Here is a 15,821-nt window from a genome sequence, read left to right as displayed (position 1 = left end):
AGATTTTATTTAACGTTTTTTCTGTTTATAACGGTCAAAAATAACCGCAGCTAGTAAAATGCTACCACGTACAACATATTGTGCGAATGGTGACATATTAAGTAGATTCATGGCGTTTTCAACAGTACCTAAAATAAGCACACCCGCAATGACGTAGGAGACTTTACCAATACCGCCTTTCAGTGACACACCACCCAAGACACATGCTGAAATCACCACGAGCTCAAAGCCAACAGACGTCATGGGTTGTCCACTGGTCATACGGGCAGCCAGAATGACGCCAGCGAGTGCGGAAATAAAACCAGAGATAACAAAAATCCACATCTTCGTTTTAACAACGCTTACCCCAGCCAAACGTGCTGCTTCTTCATTGCCGCCAATCGCTAAGGTGTTTCTACCATAAACGGTGCGGTTAAGTAGAAAGGCAAAAATGATGAAAGCGGCGATGGTTAGCCATACGGGAGTAGGGATACCGAACAATGATGAGTTACCCAGAGAGAAGAAGCTCTCTTCAGTAATACCAACCGCTTTCCCATCCGAAATAATATAGCCGAGACCACGGGCGATCTGCATGGTAGCAAGCGTGGTAATTAGTGCGTTAATTTGTAATTTAGCAATGATAAACCCATTGAGTAAACCAAATGCGACCCCTGAGAGTAATCCTGCGCCGATACCGAGTGCGACACTGCTGGTGGCATTAATGGCCACTGCTGTGACGACACCGGAGCAGGCGATAACGGATGCTACCGACAGGTCTAACTCGCCACAAGCAAGGCAAAACAACATGGCACAGGCGACCATGCCACTCATGGAAATAGCCAGCCCTAGGCCTTTCATATTAATAAAGGTGGCAAAGTAAGGAATAAATAAGCTACAGAGTAGGAATAAGACGGCGAACACGATTAACATACCAAACGTGTCCCAAATCCCCGCCAGACTTATTGAACGTTTTTTGTTAGCATTTTCTTGTGAATGAGAAGTTGATACTGACATATCTAGAATCCTTGTATTTAAGCTGCGGTCTGATCCTTGCCTATCATGGCAAGGCGCAGTGCGGTTTGTTCGTTAAATTCATCGCGTTGTAATTCACCAGAAATCGCGCCTTCTTTCATCACAAGTAGGCGATCTGAAATGCCTAGCACTTCAGGTAAATCACTCGACACCACCAAAACGGTGACGCCATTTTCCGCTAACTTAAAAATTAACTCGTAAATTTCAGATTTGGCTCCGATGTCGATACCACGAGTGGGCTCATCGAGTAAGATCACGCTCATGGCAGTAGATAGCCAGCGACCTAAAATCACTTTTTGTTGGTTTCCCCCGGAAAGATCACCGATACGTTGTTCTAATGACGATGTTTTAATATTGAGCGACTTACGTTGTTTTTGAGCATTTTCGCCTTCCCACTTAAAATCAATCAGGCTTTTGAAGCGTAAATTCCAGCGGCGGGCGCTAATATTCGTATTTTCGGCAACGGATAAAATAGGCACGATCCCGTCAGCCTTACGATCTTCTGGGCATAACGTAATACCGGCACGAATCGCATCTTCCGGACTTTGTACTTTGAGTGGTACTCCATGGTGATAGAGTGTGCCGTTAGTATATTTCTCAGCGCCGAAAATCAAACGTGTCAATTCAGTACGCCCAGCACCGACCAAGCCAAATAATCCTAAAATCTCTCCTTGTTTAATATCCAAAGAGACTGGGGCAGTAAGGCCATGACCTTCTATGTTTTCAAGACGTAAGCCACTTTCACCGAGTGGTCGTGAGCGATAGTTATAAATATCATCGATTTCTCGACCAACCATCAACTCGACTAACCGGTCATGGGTCAGTTTGCTAAGGTCGTGGAATGTTTCTACATGGGTGCCATCTTTGAAAATAGTTAAAGCATCACAGAGGTGGAAAATCTCTTCCATGCGGTGCGAGACATAAAGAATAATTTTTCCTGAATCACGCAGTTCGCGAATCACTTTAAATAGGTTTTCAATCTCACGTTGCGACAAACTACTGGTTGGTTCGTCGAAGGCAATAATTTGTGCGTTACGGCTAAGTGCTTTCGCAATTTCGACCATCTGCCATTGCCCAATAGAAAAATCTTTAAGCGGGTAGGAGGGATCAAAGTATTCGCCTAAGCGTTCTAGTTGTTCACGTGCTTTTTTATTGAGTGTGTCAAAATCGACACGACCATTATGAGTCGGGAATTGTCCTAGGAAGATATTTTCCGCCACACTGAGCTCAGGAACGAGATTGAGCTCTTGATAAATGATTGCAATGCCTTGGTCTAAGGCGTCATTTGCATTGGTAAATGTATAGTCTTTACCATCAATATTGAAATGTCCTTCAGTCGGCTGGTGTAAGCCACTTAAGGTTTTTAAAAGAGTTGATTTACCTGCGCCATTTTCACCCATAAGGGCATGTACGCTTCCGCTATTGGCTCTAAAACTAATATCAGTTAGCGCTTTTACGCCTGGAAAGTGTTTAGAAATGTTACAAAATTCGAGGTATGAAGGGGCGTTATCCATGACCTTCTCTCCTTGGTTGCATGGCGGTCACCGTAGTGACCGCCAAAAACGCATTTATAATTATGAGGGCGAGATTTATAGGCCTTTTTTCGCCAGTTCTGCTTTGTAATTGTCACGAGTGATAAGGACGACATCCGTTACCTCAACGAATTTTTTCGGTTCAACCCCGTCTTTCACCCATTTGTAGAGTGATTCAATACTTTTGTAGCCATGTACATCTGGGCTAGGAAGTAGCGAGCCGTAGAACCCTGTTGGTTTTGACTTCGCCAGTTCATTCACCGCATCCACACCGTTAATACCAATACCGATAACGTTCTGAGCATTGAATCCTTGGCCTTCAGTTGCACGTACGCCACCAAGCACGGTGTTATCGTTCATTCCGACAATCAGCCATTGTTTAACATTTGGGTATTGCACGAGTAGGGAGTTTGCTGCGTCCAATGCGCCAGGGATATCATTAGTTTTCGTTGGAACGCGGTGGATATTCTCTGCAGGGAATCCTGATTCTTTGATTGCCTTAATTGAGCCATCAACACGGCGGCGAGCGGTATCAAGCTCATCAGCTGTGATTGCCATAACCGCGGTATTTGACTGATCCCAGCCGCGTTTTTTCATTTCTTTGACGAGTTCATTGCCTTGGCGTTGACCAATTTCGCTGGCTGCCATCATGACTAAAGGCACCTGTTTCATTGGTTTGCCTTTCGCATTCAAGAATTGGTCATCCACAGTCACAACTTTTAACCCATAACTTTTTGCTTTCGCCATGATGGCAGGACCTAACTTTGGATCCGGTGTACAGATAACGAATCCTTTAGCACCACTCGCTGCAAGAGTATCGATAGCGTTTAACGTTTTTTCACCATCAGGGACGGCCATTTTGATCAATTTAAAATCGAGATCTTTGCTCGCTTTTTCGGCGAAAGCCCATTCTGTTTGGAACCAAGGTTCCTCTGGTTGTTTAACTAAGTAGCCCAGCTTTAAAGTGTCATCATCGTCGGAGCCGAAGAGAGAAAAGGCGCTAGCTGAAGCACTGAGTAACGTAAGTCCCGTGAGGGCGGTCGTCGCGAGTAGAGTTTTTAGTTTCATAATGTTCATCCGCTGATTTGTATTTATATATATGTGTAGGTACGTCTTTATTATTTACAGTGATTATGAATTCATGAAGTGATTAAAATCACAACAAATGAAAGTAGCGGATTTATCCATTCAGTTAGTTTGTGAATATATGAGGTAGATCTCAATAACATCTTTTTTGGGGGCGAATGATGCATTTTCATGACTTTTATAATCCATTTTTTTTGTGATCTCGGTCTTTTTTTATTTTTTATGGTTTTTTTTAGCTAGCGCACGCTTTGAATGTCGTGACAGATTTATCCATGTTTGTAGCGGCTTGATTCATGGCTGTATATGACCTATGCGGGTATAACATCAAACAATTCCGAACCTTTATGGAGCAGTCATGGAAAATATCTCTGCAGATCAGGCACACGTCATTGGTCTAGATTTTGGCTCAGACTCAGTACGAGCCCTTTTAGTTAACGCATCAAACGGTGAAGAAATTTCTTCAGGTGTGACTTATTATCCACGTTGGATGGAAGGGAAATACAATAATCCTGAACATTCACAATTTCGTCATCACCCAAAAGATTACATCGAAGCCATGACGTCGGCTGTGCAAGAAGCTTTATCTCAAGTCTCTGATGCTATTGCACAATCTGTTGTGGGTATCGGTGTTGATACCACAGGTTCTACGCCAGCTCCTATTGATAAAGACGGCAATGTTCTGGCATTGCGTCCTGAATTTGCTGAAAACCCAAACGCAATGTTCGTGTTATGGAAAGATCATACCGCGGTAGAAAAAGCGGATCTGATTAATGAACTCGCCCATGGCAGTGATTTTCCAGATTACACACGTTACATCGGTGGCATTTATTCTTCAGAGTGGTTTTGGGCAAAAGCAGCATTTGTCAGCGAACAAGATGCAGCAGTCGCAGAGCAAGCCTACAGCTGGGTTGAATTATGTGATTGGATTCCAGCACTAATTGCTGGTAATCAGCACCCTGATAAATTCCGTCGTGGTATCTGCGCGGCCGGACACAAAGCCATGTGGCATGAGAGCTGGGGCGGTTTACCTGACGAACAATTCTTGACGGCGATTTCTCCAACTCTGGCTGGTCTACGTGATCGCATGTTTGATGAAGTCTTTACCGCTGATCAAGAAGCGGGTCGTTTGTCTGCTGAGTGGGCAAGTAACTTTGGTCTACCTGAAGGCATTGCCATTGCTATTGGTGAGTTTGACTGTCATACCGGCGCCGTTGGTGCAGGGGCAGGAGCTCACGACTTAGTCAAAGTGATTGGTACGTCTACGTGTGACATTTTAATGGTGGACCATGAGCAAGTTGGTGACCGTACCATCCATGGTATCTGTGGTCAGGTGAAAGGCAGTGCCTTACCAAACCTTACCGCGCTTGAAGCCGGTCAGTCTGCGTTTGGTGATATCTATGCTTGGTTTAAAAATCTGTTGGCATGGCCACTTCGCCAATTAGCGGAAAAAGATCCCTCACAAGCTGATGCACTACAGGCATTTGAAGATAAGCTCATTCCGCTACTCACTGAAGCAGCCGAGCAGTATCAGATGCATAACCATTCCCCACTAGCAATGGATTGGCATAATGGCCGTCGTACCCCTTATGCCAACCAACGCCTCAAAGGTGTCCTTGCTGAGCTGAACTTAGGCAGTGAAGCCCCTGCAATTTTTGCGAGCTTGGTTGAGTCAACGGCACATGGTGCAAAAGCGATTGTTGATTGTTTTGTCGACCAGGGGGTTGATGTTAATCGCGTTTTGGCCATTGGTGGTATTTCTCAAAAATCCCCTTACGTGATGCAAATGTGTGCGGATGTGATTGGCCGCGATATTGCTGTGGTTCGTTCTGAACAATGTTGTGCGTTAGGTGCGGCTATTTTTGGCGCGGTTACCGCAGGTATTTACGCCGATACGGATGCGGCGCAAAAAGCGATGGCGAGCCCTATTTATAAAGTGTTCCAGCCTAACCAAGCAGTACAAGCGCAACGCGCTCAGCGTTACGGCACTTACAAAGCGCTTGGTCAGCATATCGAACAAATCGAAGAGTATCATCAATCTCAGGAGCGTAACGATGACTGAATCAGCGACCCTTAATCGTACATCTCAAGAACAAAGTGAGCGTCTTCGCGCGCTACGTCATCAAGTATGGCAAGCGAATATGGATCTGCAGCGTCATAACCTAGTGACGTTTACTTGGGGTAACGTCTCGGGCATTGATCGTGAATCAGGTCTAGTCGTTATTAAACCAAGTGGTGTCGATTACAGCGATTTGTCGGCCGACAATATGGTAGTACTTGATTTGGAAGGCAATGTTGTAGAAGGGGAAATGAATCCTTCTTCAGATACGCCAACTCACTTAGAACTGTACCGTGTTTACCCAGAGATTGGTGGTGTGGTGCATACCCACTCAAAGCATGCCACTTCTTGGGCTCAAGCAGGTAAACCGATTCCTGCATTAGGCACGACACACGCTGATTACTTCTATGGAGATATTCCGTGTACACGTGCGTTGTCTGATGACGAAATTAAAAACGATTACGAGCTCAATACCGGTGTGGTGATTGCAGAAACGATTGGTGATAACGATCCTCTGGCTATCCCAGGCATCATCGTCAAAGAGCACGGCCCATTCAGTTGGGGAAAAAATGCGGATAAAGCGGTCTATAACGCTGTCGTCATGGAAGTGGTGGCAGATATGGCATTGCAAACTCTACAAATTAATCCGCAGATTGACCATTTAAATCCGGCGCTACTGGATAAGCATTACCTACGTAAGCATGGCGCCAATGCCTATTACGGTCAGTCCTCTTCTAATAACGAATAAGCAAAAGGTAACATCATGAAAGTATTTAACGAAAAACAAATTTGGTTTGTAACAGGCTCTCAACACCTTTACGGACCTCAGGTACTGCAGCAAGTGGCGCAAGATAGCGCAGCGATTGTTGCTGGTCTTAATAAATCTGACACTATCTCAGTACCTATGGTTGAGAAAGGCATTGTTAAAACCTCGGACGAAATCCAAGGTGTTTGCCGTGCAGCAAACAACGATCCAAACTGTGTTGGCTTAGTGCTTTGGATGCACACCTTCTCGCCAGCGAAAATGTGGATTGCTGGCCTGTCACAGTTGAATAAGCCTTTCCTACACCTACATACGCAATTCAATGCGCAATTGCCGTGGGATTCTATTGACATGGACTTCATGAACCTGCACCAAAGTGCACACGGTGACCGTGAGTTCGGTTTCATTGGTACACGTTTAGGTATAGATCGTAAAGTTGTGGTAGGTCATTGGGAGAGCCCTCAGGTCCATTCTGAAATTGATAGCTGGTGCCGTGCTGCTATTGGTACACAAGCAGGTCACGATCTGAAAGTGGCACGTTTTGGCGACAACATGCGTAATGTAGCGGTGACTGAAGGTAATAAAGTTTCTGCGCAAATTCAGTTCGGTTACGAAGTGAATGCCTACGGTCTTGGTGAATTAACCGAAGCGGTTAATGCAGTTTCTGCTGGTGAAGTTTCTAGCTTGCTCGATGAATATGCATCGGCTTACCAAATGGATCAAAAGCTGTTACAAGACCCAGAACTGCTGAAAATCATGCAGCGTGAAGCGCGTTTAGAAGCAGGGATGGAAAGCTTTTTGAAATCCGTTGGTGCGAGCGCATTTACAAATACGTTCGAGAACTTAACGGGTATTGATACTCTGCCAGGTCTTGCGACACAGCGTCTAATGGCGAAAGGCTATGGCTATGGCGGTGAGGGTGACTGGAAAACATCCGCAATGACACACATCATGAAAATGATGGCGAAAGGTCTTCCTGGCGGTACCTCATTTATGGAAGATTACACTTACAACTTTGGTGGCCCACGCGATCAGGTGCTTGGTGCCCATATGTTGGAAGTATGTCCATCGATCGCTGCAGAGAAACCACGTTTAGAAATTCATACACATACCATCGGTATTCGTAGTGAAGTGCCGCGTTTGTTATTCTCGGGCCAACAAGGTGAAGCATTAGCTGTTTCCGTGATTGATTTGGGTAACCGTTTCCGTATGCTGGTCAACAAAGTTGATGCGGTGACTCCACCTGCCGATTTACCAAAACTGCCTGTTGCTCACGCATTGTGGGAGCCACGTCCTAACCTACAAACGGCAGCGGCTTCTTGGATTCACGCTGGTGGTGCGCACCATACGGTATATACGCAAGCTCTGTCTCTTGACTCATTGGGTGACTATGCTGATATGCTTGGTATTGAAATGTCGGTTATCGATGAAAGTACCAATGTACGTTCATTTAAAAATGAACTGAAATCAAACAGTGTTTATTATCGCATGAACTCTGGCATCTAATAGTCTAAGTTAAAGCTCCCTAATGCCTGATTGGGGAGCTTTGCTGAGTTGAGGTTGTAGTATGACAAATGATGACACCAGTCGAGCCGCAGGCTATCTCATCACTCACCAGCAGTGGCATTTAACGGTATCTGATTTAGAACCCACTATTTTTCGCGTTTTCTATGGTAATAAGCCTGTTTTTAAAGGCAGTTTATCAATACTCAATAACGGTGAGTCGATCGCGTTAGGTAATATAAATTGGAATTTTCGTCACCGCTCTGGACGTATTGAGCAATGGTGCCAAATGAATCATGAAGACAAACTCTCGATGAATATGAATTATTATTTCGAGGATGGCTCTTTAGTGGTTGAGTATTTAGCGAGAAATAGCATACCAACACGGTTGGATGTTCGTCATGATATTGAATCTTCTGAACAATCTCATTCAGAGCAGCTCAATCCGGAATCACCAACGATTACACATCACTGGCATCGCCGTCGACATGGCTTACCGAGTGAATTTCTAGTTAACTCTTCTGTCACAGACTTCTTTAGAGAGGCTTTTTCCGCCACTCAGTGGATTGTTTTAGAAAAAGTGTGAACTGGTAATTCGTAAACCATTGACGTGCGACATACACTAGCGAATTACAAATCAGCGAAGTCTTGGGTATGCAAAACACCGATCCTCTAAAGCCGGGTTATAATTTTGACGCTCACCTCGTCGCCGGACTGACCCCTATTATTGAAGGGGATGAACTTGATTTTACCATCGACCGCCCAGGCGGTATGAAAGGGTATATCATCAATTTAACCAGTAAAGGTGAAGGTACTATTTTTTCCGGCGAGCATGCGTTTAATGTGCGAGCTGGTGACCTACTGTTGTTTCCTCCTAGCGCCGCGCATTTTTATCAGCGAAGTGCGGACAGTGCCTCATGGTTTCACCGGTGGATTTATTTTCGTCCACGTGCCTTTTGGAATGATTGGTTAACATGGCACACAGAAATTAATGGTGTTTACACAACACGTGATTTACCGAAAAACGTCACGGATGCCATCGAAGATTTATTTATCGATATTGAGTACACAGCGAAATCTGATCTTCCTTATCGTAACGACTTGGCCAGTAATTTACTCGAGCAGTTATTGATCCGGTGTAAGTCTGTTCAACCAGATGTTGTCACGAAGCCGCTTGATCCACGAGTGATAGAAGCGATGAACTACATGACGCAGAACCTTAATCAAGACTTTACGCTAGAGGATGTTGCAGCACATGCATGTTTGTCACCTTCTCGTCTAGGTCACTTGTTTCGCGATGAAACTAAAATGACCATGACTCAGTGGCGTGATGATCAACGCATTAGCCGCGCCAAGCAGCTATTGGTGACGACGCATTATTCTGTCAATCACATTGGGCGGATCGTCGGGTATTCGGACCCTCTGTATTTTTCACGCGTATTTAAGCGTAAAGCTGGCGTAAGTCCTAAGCTATATCGCGAACAAATCACTTAAATTGATGTGTCGGTTGTTTTTTTGTTTTTACGTTTCGTTTGTTGAACCAAAAGACCACCGACTATCATTATGAGACCAAATAACGTAGAAATGTGTATCGTTTCACCGATGATGGTCGCGAGTAAAATGAGCGAGATGAAAGGTGATATAAAGATAAGATTGCTTATTTTAGCCGTGTTTTTTGTATTTTTTAGCGCGGTTAGCCACAATACGAAGGTAATGCCCATTTCAAATAACCCCACATAAGATACCGCAGCCCAACCTGTCCACGTAACTCCACTCCATGATGTATCGCTGTATAAACACAAGATAATACAAATGGGTAAAGCAATAAGAAACCCAAGTAGAACGCTGACGATAGGATCGGCCGTTTTTTTGGTATTAAGAATCCAATATCCCGCCCAAAGTAATGTCGAAAGTAGTGCCAAACCGACTCCTGTCAAACTAGTGACGTGTAAATGCAGTAGTTGACCTTGTGTGGCAATAATAACGACGCCGAAGTAACTTATGAATGCGGCAATCCAATCCTTTTTCGTAATCCGTTGGCCTAAAAATAGTGCCGCCATTACCGTCAGCGTTATCGCCCAACTGTAATTAATAGCTTGTGCTTGAGAGGCTGGCAGCAAGGCATAGGCTTTGAAAAGGATAAGGTAATAAGCTAAAGGATTAATTAACCCCATACACAAATAATAAAGCGGTGCTGCATAAAACTGTCGTGACACTTGGGCTAATTTGCCTGTTACCCCACAAATAATCAGTAATACGGCAGAAGATACAGCACTGGCAACTGTGACCATTTGCAAAGGCGTGAGTTGCTGTAGCGTGATTTTAAAAGCGGTCGCAACGGTAGACCATAATAAAACGGAGGCGAGCCCTAACACTAAAGCACGGCGTTCATCCATGAGGTGATTGTCCATAAGAAAAGATAGCTCAGTGTAGCGAGGGATTTATTGAGTAACAAACTGGACATTTATCCAGTATGGAAATACCATTTTCTCAAGGTAATAAAATGAGTAAGCTGTGATTATGCAATGGATTTTTGAACATCTCGACACCTTGATAGCCGCGTTGGCAAGCGCTGCGATATCAGGCGCTGGTGCAAGCTGGTGGCTGAAACAAAAACTACAGCTAAAATCTGAGCTGCTGCAACAACAGTTAGACAGCCAGATTCAGTGGCATGAACAGCAGCAAGCTCATTTACAGCAGTCGTTGGATAGTGCTAACAAAGAGCTCGATGAATTGGATAAGCAGCGTGATAGGGCCGAATACGAATTAAAACAATCACATGGAAAAGTGATGGCGGCGATGGAAAAGCTACGTTACTTTGAAGCTGTGAAGCAAGAAAGACAGCAGTACTCTGATGAGCTTAACCGAGTTCGCGAGCAAAAAGCGCAGTTAGAAGTACAATTAAAAGAGCAAGATGCTCGTCATGAACAGCAATTGGTGTCCAATCAGGAGAAGCTAGAATTACTGGAACGTGCGGAAGAACGCTTAAAGCAGCAATTTGAACAAGTAGCTAATCAGCTCTTTGAAGTCAAAACTGCCAAAGTTGATCAGCAAAACCAGCAGAGTTTATCGGCAATTCTAAATCCGTTACGCGAACAGCTTGATGGTTTTAAACGTCAGGTTAACGATAGTTTTAATTCTGAATCCAAAGAGCGACACACATTAGTTCATGAGCTAAAGAACTTACAACGTTTGAATGAGCAAATGGCACAGGAAGCTGTTAACTTAACTCAAGCACTAAAAGGTGACAATAAACAACAAGGTAATTGGGGTGAGGTGGTCTTAGCCCGGGTTCTGGCAGAATCAGGCCTGCGCGAAGGACACGAATATCAAACCCAAGTCAGCTTGCAAAATGATGCAGGTAAACGTTATCAGCCGGATGTTATTGTGTATTTGCCACACGATAAGCAAGTGGTGATCGATTCGAAAATGACATTAGTGGCCTATGAGCGCTACTTTAATGCAGACACTGACACCGCACGCGATAAGGCGCTGGGTGACCACCTAGCGGCACTACGTAGCCATATTAAGGGTTTGAGTCAAAAGGATTATCACCAGTTAAAAGGGTTGACGAGCTTAGATTATGTTTTAATGTTTATTCCGGTGGAACCTGCCTTCCAAGTCGCGATTCAAGCCGATCCAAGTTTGGTCAATGATGCGATGGAGCAAAACATTATTTTAGTCAGCCCTACAACACTCTTAGTGGCACTAAGAACCATTGATAATTTATGGCGTAATGATAGGCAGAACCAAAATGCGCAAGTGATCGCCGAACGGGCGAGTAAACTTTACGATAAATTGCGTCTATTCGTTGATGATATGGAAGTATTAGGTAGTACACTGGATAGAGCCAATCAAAGTTACCAAGGCGCAATGAACAAACTGTCGACTGGGCGAGGAAATGCTATTCGACAAGCGGAGAGTTTTAAGCAACTTGGCGTGGAAGTAAAACGAACCATGCCTCCCAAAACGCTAGAAAGAGCGATGCAAGGCTATGATGAAAGTACCTTGCCGGAAAGACATCCGCTTAAGGATAAAGTAAACTAGTAGCCCCAGTCGCCGTTTGAGAGTTAGGCTGTGCCTAAGAGGAATAGAAATGACGGATAACCGTGTAGAATCGAATTTAACTGACAATCAAGACACTACCCATTTTGGTTTTCAAACTGTAAAAACGACCGATAAAGCTAACAAAGTGGCCGAAGTCTTTACTTCTGTTGCGACTAAATACGACATTATGAATGACTTAATGTCGGTTGGTATTCACCGTCTTTGGAAGCGTTTTACAATCGACTGCGCAGGCGCTAGAGCTGGTCAAAAAATTCTCGACTTAGGTGGGGGAACCGGAGATCTGACGGCGAAGTTTTCACGCATAGTGGGTGACCAAGGTCGCGTCGTTCTTGCAGATATTAATAATTCAATGTTAAACGTTGGTCGCGATAAGCTACGTGATAGTGGTATTGTTGATAACGTGCATTATGTACAAGCGAATGCGGAAGAGCTACCTTTTCCTGATAATTACTTTGATTGTATCACCATCAGTTTTTGCCTACGCAACGTAACGGATAAAGATAAAGCGATTCGCTCTATGTTCCGAGTCCTTAAACCGGGTGGTCGCTTGTTGATTCTGGAATTTTCCAAACCATTACTTGAGCCATTATCCAAAGTGTATGATGCGTATTCATTCCATATTCTACCTCGTATTGGACAATTGATTGCTAACGATGCTGAAAGCTACCGCTACTTAGCGGAATCCATTCGTATGCACCCAGATCAAGACACCTTGAAAGGGATGATGGAAACCGCTGGGTTTGAACAGGCTCAGTATTTTAATTTGACTGGTGGCATTGTTGCGTTGCACCGAGGTTATAAATTTTAAGGCCAAAGATTATGCCCTTTGAACCATTCGTGACTGCTGTGATAGAGGGAACGTTAAATACCCTCATTAACGATAATCCAGATTCGCTCAAACGCTTGAATCGTTTAAAAGGGCGAACGATACAGCTGCACTTAAAAGAACTGAACAAAACGTTAACGTTTATATTCAGTCACCAAGTGGATGTGCTTGCTGATTATGATGGGGAACCCGATTGTTACTTATCGTTGCAGTTGTCGGTACTGCCAGAGCTTAAAGATCAGGCCAATATCACTCAGTTAATTAAACAAGATAAGTTAGTGTTGACTGGGGATATTCAATTAGCACAAAAATTTGCCCAATTGCTAGGTGAGTGTAAGCCAAATATCGAAGAGTGGTTGTCGCGTGTTACGGGAGATGTCGTGGCGCATTCTGCGGTAAGTGGTGTAAAAAGCGTTACGCAAAGCATCGTGACTCATGCTCGTAAACATCAACGACACTTAGGGCAAGTTGTGACTGAAGAATGGCGCCTAGCACCGACATCACTTGAACTTACGCATTACTGTGATCAGGTTGATCAGGTGAAAAGTCAGGCTGCCCGTCTTGAAGCCAAACTCACACAGATTCTGGAAAAGCTATGACGTTGTCAGAAATTAAGCGCCTATATCGTATTATTAAGGTGTTGCTGGAATATGGATTAGATGAGCTTGCGCCTGTCCATCAGTTCACCAAAGGTCCATTATTGGCGCGTAAAGCCTTATTTTGGATACGTAATCGTCATGCGGATAAACCGATAGGTGAGCGTTTACGCTTAGCATTAGAAGAGCTTGGCCCGGTGTGGATTAAATTGGGCCAGATGATGTCGACACGCCGTGATTTGTTCCCGCCACACCTTGCTGATCAGTTATCGTTACTGCAGGATAATGTAGCGCCATTTGATGGTCAGCGAGCTCAGCAATTGATTGAAGACGTGTTGGGAGGACCAATCGAAACATGGTTCCATGATTTTTCTATCAAACCATTAGCATCCGCTTCGATTGCCCAAGTGCATACTGCGCGTTTGAAAAGTAATGATAAAGACATTGTTATCAAAGTGATTCGTCCAGATATTCGCACTGTGATTGATGATGATTTACGCTTAATGTTTCGTTTAGCGCACATTGTTTCGAAATGCGTGCCGCATTCTCGCCGCTTGAAGCCCGTTGAAGTCATTAAAGAGTACAAAAAAACGTTAATAGATGAGCTCGATTTACGTCGCGAAGCGGCGAATGCGATTCATTTAAGACGTAACTTTTTAGGCAGTGATGAGCTTTACATTCCTGAAATTTATAGTGATTTTAGTAATGAAACTGTCATGGTTTCTGAGCGAATATATGGCATTCAAGTGTCTGATGTCGACGCGATAGTCGCACAAGGCACTGATATGAAGCTGCTCGCTGAGCGAGGTGTGACAGTCTTCTTTACACAAGTATTTCGCGACAGTTTTTTTCATGCGGATATGCATCCGGGCAATGTTTTTGTGAATGCTGATCGCCCAGAAAATCCACAATGGATTGGGTTAGATTGCGGTATTGTGGGCACATTAAATAGCGAAGATAAGCGTTATTTGGCTGAAAACTTCTTAGCGTTCTTTAATCGTGATTACCGCAAAGTGGCTCAACTGCATGTGGATTCAGGATGGGTACCTTATGATACCAATATTGACGAATTTGAAGGCGCGATTCGCGTAGTGTGTGAGCCTATTTTTGCTAAACCACTATGTGAGATTTCTTTTGGACATGTCTTATTGAATCTATTTAATACCGCGCGACGTTTTAATATGGAAGTTCAGCCACAATTAGTGCTTTTACAGAAAACGTTGCTCTATGTAGAAGGGTTAGGTCGTCAGTTGTATCCACAACTCGATTTATGGCAAACCGCCAAACCATTCTTAGAGACTTGGATGTTAGAGCAAGTCGGCCCCAAAGCCCTCTTTAATGCGATTAAAGAGAAGGCGCCACATTGGGTAGAGAAACTACCGGAGCTTCCTGAGCTGTTATACGATAGCTTGAAACAAGGGCGTGTGATGAATCAGAGAGTTGATGCTCTCTATGCAGGTTACCGTGAGAGTAAAAAACAACACTCTACGGGTAAATTTCTATTAGGTGTCGGCGCGACGCTTGTTATATGTTCAGCAATTTTTTTAACCAATCAGCAAGAGACATATGCGATGGGCAGTGGTTTCGCTGGAGTGGTTTCTTGGCTCTTAAGTTGGCGTACATATCGTCGCTAACGAGCAAAAATAATTTATTGATAATGGAGTAACCAATATGGGTGGTATTAGTATTTGGCAACTATTGATTGTTGCACTGATTGTTGTGGTGCTATTTGGCACGAAAAAGTTACGCAATGTCGGTAGTGACGTTGGTGGTGCTGTCAAAGGCTTTAAAAAAGCGATGGAAGAAGATGACTCTACCGCCAAAAAAGAGTCAGACAGTGATTTTGAAAACCAAAATATTTCTCATAAAGAATCCGCACAGAGTGACTCTACTGAGAAAAAACACGACAAAGAGCAGGCATAAATTTTGTTTGATATCGGCTTTTGGGAACTGGTTCTGATCTCCATTGTCGCGCTTGTCGTTTTAGGTCCTGAGCGATTACCTCATGCGATTCGTACAGTGATGAAATTTATTGGTGCAGCGAAGGGCATGGCGAATAACGTTAAAGATGAGTTAACGAAAGAGTTAAAGATTCAGGAACTGCAAGAGAACTTACGTAAAGCTGAGCAAATGGAGATGAAAAATCTTTCTCCTGAATTGCAAAAAACCGTAGATGATTTAAAGCACTCGGCGAATGAAGTTCAACAATCCATTGCGAAAGAAACATCGGCGATACAATCAGCTCATCAATCAGTGAGCCAGAATGCACAGCGAAAGCCTGTCGAACACTCTGCTAAGGCGGAAGATAAATCCGATAATCAGGCGTAATAAAAGAGTTACCGAATCAAGGTAACTCTTATGACTTGTCCAATATGAGGTT

General features: G+C 44.0%; 15 protein-coding genes. 11 read left to right on the top strand and 4 right to left on the bottom strand.

Annotated elements, in window-relative coordinates; genetic code table 11:
- Positions 1-9: 9 nt before the first annotated feature.
- The 3 genes from araH to OCU30_RS12125 form a co-directional block, all read right to left on the bottom strand.
- Positions 10-993: an L-arabinose ABC transporter permease AraH gene (araH, locus tag OCU30_RS12135; RefSeq protein WP_077315438.1), complete on the bottom strand. Its 984-nt coding sequence runs from the start codon at positions 991-993 to the stop codon at positions 10-12.
- A 17-nt stretch (positions 994-1,010) separates the two neighbouring features.
- Positions 1,011-2,525 (bottom strand): L-arabinose ABC transporter ATP-binding protein AraG, encoded by a 1,515-nt coding sequence (gene araG, locus OCU30_RS12130; RefSeq protein WP_077315439.1) that lies wholly within the window; start codon positions 2,523-2,525, stop codon positions 1,011-1,013.
- Positions 2,526-2,600: 75 nt separating this feature from the next.
- Positions 2,601-3,611 (bottom strand): arabinose ABC transporter substrate-binding protein, encoded by a 1,011-nt coding sequence (locus OCU30_RS12125; RefSeq protein ID WP_077315440.1) that lies wholly within the window; start codon positions 3,609-3,611, stop codon positions 2,601-2,603.
- A 373-nt stretch (positions 3,612-3,984) separates the two neighbouring features.
- On the opposite strand from OCU30_RS12125, the gene OCU30_RS12120 reads away from it, so the two are divergent.
- The 5 genes from OCU30_RS12120 to araC all read left to right on the top strand — a co-directional run bounded on the left by OCU30_RS12120 (position 3,985) and on the right by araC (position 9,445).
- Entirely contained in the window at positions 3,985-5,688 is a 1,704-nt protein-coding gene (locus OCU30_RS12120) for a ribulokinase (RefSeq protein ID WP_077315441.1), read from the top strand.
- Positions 5,681-6,433 carry an L-ribulose-5-phosphate 4-epimerase gene (locus OCU30_RS12115; RefSeq protein WP_077315442.1) on the top strand — a complete coding sequence of 251 codons (753 nt, stop codon included), beginning with the start codon at positions 5,681-5,683 and terminating at the stop codon, positions 6,431-6,433. Before OCU30_RS12120 ends, OCU30_RS12115 begins: the two co-directional genes overlap by 8 nt.
- A gap of 15 nt (positions 6,434-6,448) precedes the next feature.
- The gene (gene araA / locus OCU30_RS12110; RefSeq protein WP_077315443.1) at positions 6,449-7,954 is read left to right on the top strand and encodes an L-arabinose isomerase; all 1,506 of its coding nucleotides are present in this window, start codon (positions 6,449-6,451) and stop codon (positions 7,952-7,954) included.
- Between the two features lie 61 nt (positions 7,955-8,015).
- Entirely contained in the window at positions 8,016-8,537 is a 522-nt protein-coding gene (locus tag OCU30_RS12105) for a hypothetical protein (protein WP_077315444.1), read from the top strand.
- 68 nt (positions 8,538-8,605) lie between these two features.
- Positions 8,606-9,445, top strand: a complete 840-nt coding sequence (araC, locus tag OCU30_RS12100; protein ID WP_077315445.1) for an arabinose operon transcriptional regulator AraC — start codon at positions 8,606-8,608, stop codon at positions 9,443-9,445.
- Here araC and OCU30_RS12095 read toward each other — a convergent pair.
- Positions 9,442-10,347, bottom strand: coding sequence for a DMT family transporter (locus tag OCU30_RS12095; RefSeq protein WP_077315446.1), 906 nt, complete (start codon positions 10,345-10,347; stop codon positions 9,442-9,444). The genes araC and OCU30_RS12095 overlap by 4 nt on opposite strands.
- Positions 10,348-10,471: 124 nt before the next feature.
- Here OCU30_RS12095 and rmuC point away from each other — a divergent pair, with 124 nt between their 5' ends.
- From rmuC to tatB, 6 genes are read left to right on the top strand one after another with little or no spacing between them, the layout of a single operon-like run.
- Positions 10,472-11,998 carry a DNA recombination protein RmuC gene (gene rmuC / locus OCU30_RS12090; protein ID WP_077315447.1) on the top strand — a complete coding sequence of 509 codons (1,527 nt, stop codon included), beginning with the start codon at positions 10,472-10,474 and terminating at the stop codon, positions 11,996-11,998.
- Positions 11,999-12,047: 49 nt separating this feature from the next.
- Positions 12,048-12,827 (top strand): bifunctional demethylmenaquinone methyltransferase/2-methoxy-6-polyprenyl-1,4-benzoquinol methylase UbiE, encoded by a 780-nt coding sequence (gene ubiE / locus OCU30_RS12085; protein WP_077315448.1) that lies wholly within the window; start codon positions 12,048-12,050, stop codon positions 12,825-12,827.
- 11 nt (positions 12,828-12,838) lie between these two features.
- Positions 12,839-13,444: a ubiquinone biosynthesis accessory factor UbiJ gene (locus OCU30_RS12080; protein ID WP_077315449.1), complete on the top strand. Its 606-nt coding sequence runs from the start codon at positions 12,839-12,841 to the stop codon at positions 13,442-13,444.
- Positions 13,441-15,075, top strand: coding sequence for a ubiquinone biosynthesis regulatory protein kinase UbiB (gene ubiB, locus OCU30_RS12075; protein WP_077315450.1), 1,635 nt, complete (start codon positions 13,441-13,443; stop codon positions 15,073-15,075). The genes OCU30_RS12080 and ubiB overlap by 4 nt, the downstream gene beginning before the upstream one ends.
- A 37-nt stretch (positions 15,076-15,112) precedes the next feature.
- The gene (tatA, locus tag OCU30_RS12070) at positions 15,113-15,364 is read left to right on the top strand and encodes a Sec-independent protein translocase subunit TatA (RefSeq protein WP_077315451.1); all 252 of its coding nucleotides are present in this window, start codon (positions 15,113-15,115) and stop codon (positions 15,362-15,364) included.
- 3 nt (positions 15,365-15,367) lie between these two features.
- Positions 15,368-15,769 (top strand): Sec-independent protein translocase protein TatB, encoded by a 402-nt coding sequence (gene tatB, locus OCU30_RS12065; protein WP_077315452.1) that lies wholly within the window; start codon positions 15,368-15,370, stop codon positions 15,767-15,769.
- Positions 15,770-15,821 lie beyond the last annotated feature (52 nt).

Origin of the sequence: Vibrio palustris, from assembly GCF_024346995.1 — a bacterium.
In the GTDB taxonomy this organism is placed as follows: Bacteria; Pseudomonadota; Gammaproteobacteria; order Enterobacterales; family Vibrionaceae; genus Vibrio; species Vibrio palustris.
This window is presented reverse-complemented; position numbering and strand designations above follow the sequence as displayed.